The organism is uncultured Phenylobacterium sp. (assembly GCF_902826855.1).
Taxonomy (GTDB): domain Bacteria; phylum Pseudomonadota; class Alphaproteobacteria; order Caulobacterales; family Caulobacteraceae; genus Phenylobacterium.
This window is the reverse complement of the sequence record NZ_CADEGK010000301.1, coordinates 1-3,857: the sequence shown is the minus strand read 5'-3', so window position 1 is coordinate 3,857 and position 3,857 is coordinate 1. Positions and strand designations below refer to the sequence as shown.

5 protein-coding genes are annotated in these 3,857 nt (G+C 66.5%); all 5 read left to right on the top strand.

The window, feature by feature from the left end:
* Nucleotides 1-162, top strand: a 162-nt coding sequence (locus QZV94_RS23730) for a GDP-mannose 4,6-dehydratase (RefSeq protein ID WP_293682737.1), incomplete at its 5' end; no start/stop codon positions are given.
* On the top strand, nt 159-1,124 hold the full coding sequence (locus tag QZV94_RS23725; RefSeq protein ID WP_293682735.1) for an NAD(P)-dependent oxidoreductase: 966 nt from the start codon (nt 159-161) through the stop codon (nt 1,122-1,124). The genes QZV94_RS23730 and QZV94_RS23725, both read left to right, overlap by 4 nt.
* The gene (locus QZV94_RS23720) at nt 1,121-1,771 is read left to right on the top strand and encodes an acetyltransferase (RefSeq protein WP_293682733.1); all 651 of its coding nucleotides are present in this window, start codon (nt 1,121-1,123) and stop codon (nt 1,769-1,771) included. Before QZV94_RS23725 ends, QZV94_RS23720 begins: the two co-directional genes overlap by 4 nt.
* Nucleotides 1,768-2,883 (top strand): DegT/DnrJ/EryC1/StrS aminotransferase family protein, encoded by a 1,116-nt coding sequence (locus QZV94_RS23715; protein WP_293682731.1) that lies wholly within the window; start codon nt 1,768-1,770, stop codon nt 2,881-2,883. Before QZV94_RS23720 ends, QZV94_RS23715 begins: the two co-directional genes overlap by 4 nt.
* A 5-nt stretch (nt 2,884-2,888) precedes the next feature.
* Nucleotides 2,889-3,857: glycosyltransferase family 4 protein (locus QZV94_RS23710; RefSeq protein ID WP_293682729.1), on the top strand; the 969-nt coding region annotated here is incomplete at its 3' end.

Sequence of the window (3,857 nt, the reverse complement as noted above, 5' to 3'; positions counted from 1 at the left end):
TCAAATACGCTCTTCCGGCCCGCCGAGGTGGACGTGCTCCTGGGGGATGCGTCCAAGGCGCAGCGCGTCCTGGGCTGGACGCCCACCGTGGACTTGGAGGCTTTGATTTGCGAGATGGTGGACGCTGACCTGAAGCGGTTGCAACAAGGCGGGTCGGCATGACAACCCGCATCCAGCGTGTGCTGCTAACCGGCGCCACAGGGTTTGTCGGTCCACACCTCGTCCTGGCGCTGCAGCGCGCCTTCGGAGAAGGCCTGCAGATCATCAGCGCCTCGCCCGGGTCGGAGCAACAGGCCGGAACGTCGCCCGCACGCCTCGATCTGCAGACGCCGGGGGCCGCGGCTGCGCTCGTGGAGGCAGTACGCCCAGACGCCTGCCTGCATTTGGCCGGGGTCAGCCATGTGAGCCACGTGCTCCGCAATCCGGAAGCCGCCTGGTCGATCAACTTGCGTGGCACGCTGGAACTGGCGGACGCCCTGCAGGCCTGCGCGCCCCAAGCGCCGCTGATCCACATCTCCACAGCCGAAGTCTACGGTTTGACGGCCAACGGCGTAGACCGCCTGACCGAAGACAGCCGCTTAGCGCCCGCCAACCTCTACGGCGTCACCAAGGCTGCCGCCGATCTTGCCCTGGGCGAGCGGGCGTTGAACGGCCTGAGGGTCGTGCGCCTGCGGCCCTTCAACCACACCGGCCCTGGTCAATCCGCCGATTTCGTCATCCCTCATATCGCCCGCCAGATCGCAATGGCCGAGGCGCGCGGCGGCGGCGAGGTCGTAATCGGAGCGCTCGATCGGGCGCGCGACTTCCTCGACGTGCGCGACGTGTGCGCCGCCTATGTGGCCGCCCTCCAGCGATTCGACACCCTACCGCCGGGGGCGATCCTGAACCTGGCTTCGGGCATTTCCAGAACCATCGGCGATGTCCTCCAGGACATGCTTCGCCTGGCACGGGTCCCGATCATGGTACGCCAGGAAGAGGCTCGGCTGCGACCCCATGACGTCAATTGCGTATGCGCCGACGCCCAACGCGCGTGCGCTGCGTTGGAATGGACTCCAACCATCGCATGGGCCGACACCCTCCTCAGTGTGCTCGACGACTGGCGCGGTCGAGAGATCGTAGCGTGACCGACGACATTCTGGTTTTGGGAGCGGGCGGTCATGCGAAGGTAGTGATCGAACTGCTGCGCGCCGGCGGCCAGGTCGTGGGCGGCTTGATCGATGCAGATCCCACGCCGCGCCAAGTGCTGGGCGTTCCGGTGATTGGCGATGACCAACGCTTGGAAGCGCTTCGCGAGGGCGGGTATCAGTTCGCCTTCGTGGCGCTGGGCGACAACCTTCTGCGCCGCCGCATGGGGCGCCACGTGCAGGCGCTGGGCTACCAGCTTGTCAACGCGATCAGCCCCGCGGCGGTTCTGTCGCCATCGGCCGGGCTGGGCGTCGGTATCGCGGTGATGGCCGGCGTCGTGATCAACGCCGAGGCGCGTATCGAAGATCTTGCCATCGTCAACACGGGCGCTCGGATCGACCACGACTGCGTCCTGGGCGAGGCCTGTCATGTGGCGCCCGGCGGCGTCCTGGCCGGCGAGGTCCATATCGGCCCTCTGGCCTTTCTCGGCGCAGGCTGCAGCGTGATTCCTAGAGTGCGTGTGGGCGCGTCAGCCGTGGTCGGCGCCGGCGCCTGCGTCACCGCAGATATCCCGTCCCACACCCTCGCTCTCGGCGTCCCGGCCCGCGTGGCTCGCGCCCGCCCTGCTCCAGAGGCTTCGTCATGACCCCGTCTCCGCGAATCCCGGTTGCCGCGCCTGTCCTCGACGGACGCGAGCGCGAGTATGTGCTGGAGTGCTTAGACACCAACTGGATCTCTTCGGCGGGTCGCTTCATCCAGGCGTTCGAGACCGCCTTCGCCGAAGCCTGCGGAGTTCGCCATGCCGTCGCGACGAACAACGGCACCACGGCGCTTCATCTGGCGCTGGTGGCGCTCGGTCTAGGCCCCGGCGACGAGGTCATCGTTCCCACACTGACCTATATCGCCAGCGCCAATGCGGTGACCTATTGCGGCGCCACCCCAGTATTCGTCGATTGCGACCGCGTAACGTTCAATATCGACCCTAGCGCCGTGGCGGCGGCGATCACGCCACGCACCCGGGCCATAATGCCGGTCCATCTCTACGGTCATCCAGTGGACATGGATCCCATCCTGGCCTTGGCGCGCCAGCATAATCTCTATGTCGTCGAAGACGCAGCCGAGGCGGTGGGCGCGCGCTACAAGGACCGCGCCGCCGGCGCGCTGGGCGACTGCGCCACCTTCAGCTTCTTTGGCAATAAGATCATCACGACAGGCGAGGGGGGGATGGTCACCACCGACGACGACGCCCTCGCAGCCCGGATGCGCCTCTATCGCGGTCAGGGCATGGACCCTCAGCGCCGCTATTGGTTTCCGGTCATCGGCTACAACTACCGGATGACAAACATCGCTGCAGCCATCGGCTTGGGTCAGCTCGAGCGCCTCGACCACCATCTCGCGGCCCGCGCCAGGGTTGCCCACGCCTATGACGCGCGCCTATCTGAGATGACGGATCGTTTGGTGCTCCCCACGTCCATGACCTGGGCCCGGCACGCTTACTGGATGTACACGGTCATGCTCACCGACAAGGTGTCCAAGGACCGAGACCAGGTGATCGCCGAACTCGACGCCCTCGGTATTGAGAGCCGTCCCGTCTTCCATCCCATGCACACCCTGCCGCCCTATCAGGAAAGCGCCGGCGGGCCGTTCCCCCGCGCCGAGCACGCAGGGGCCAGGGGCCTGAACCTGCCCACCTTCGGCGCGCTGACCGCAGAGGACATCGACCGTATCGGTGTGGCCCTCGCCAAGGTTCTGGCCTGACGCGGGTGAAGATCGCCCTCCTCTCCTCCTGCGTGCCCTTCATCAACGGCGGCGCCCGATTCATCGTCGAGTGGCTGGAGGAAGAGCTGCTTACCCACGGACACCAGGTCGAGCGCTTCTACCTGCCCTTTTCCGACGGGTCGGACCGCCTTATCGACCAATTGGCCGCCTATCGGCTAATGGATCTCACGCACGCCTGCGACCGCCTTATCGCCTTCCGCCCGCCCGCCTACGGCGTTCGCCATCCGCACAAGCGGCTGTGGTTCATTCACCACATCCGGGTCTACTACGACCTCTGGGACAAGCCTCACGGCAAGCGTTCGGATGTGCCGCGCGACGTTGCTCACCGCGCCGCACTGCGTGACTACGACACTGCCACCCTTGGCGAGGCGCGAGCGATCTACACCAACTCCAAAGTCGTCTCTAAACGTCTTGAGGCCTACAACGGCCTGAAATCGCGACCCCTTTACCCGCCGCTTTACAAGCCCGAGCGGTTCCGTTGCGATGGCTATGGCGACGAAATCCTCGCGGTAAGCCGCGTGGAGCCCCACAAGCGCCAGGACCTCATGATCGAGGCCATGGCCCACGTGAGGACCCCTGTCCGCTTGAGGCTCTGCGGGCGGAGCGCCAGCCCTGCCTACGGCGCAGCCTTGCAGGCCCGGATCCAAGCCCTTGGCCTCCAGGATCGGATCAGCTTCGAGGATCGCTGGATCTCTGAGGCCGAGAAGGCCGATTTGCTGGCGTCCGCGCTAGGTGCGGCCTACCTGCCTCACGACGAAGACAGCTACGGTTATCCCTCCCTGGAGGCGGCCCACGCGCTGAAGGCGGTCGTGACGACGACGGACGCGGGCGGAGTCCTCGAACTCGTGGAGGACCGGCGCAACGGCCTCGTCGTGGCGCCGGAGCCGCGCGCTCTGGCTGAGGCCTTCGACCGGCTTTGGCGCGACAGGGATGCCGCGGCGCGCCTGGGCCAG

Bases quoted from the DNA above. Each gene is read 5' to 3' on its own strand.
- QZV94_RS23715 (WP_293682731.1), top strand. From the start codon at position 1,768: ATGACCCCGTCTCCGCGAATCCCGGTTGCCGCGCCTGTCCTCGACGGA.
- QZV94_RS23725 (WP_293682735.1), top strand. From the start codon at position 159: ATGACAACCCGCATCCAGCGTGTGCTGCTAACCGGCGCCACAGGGTTT.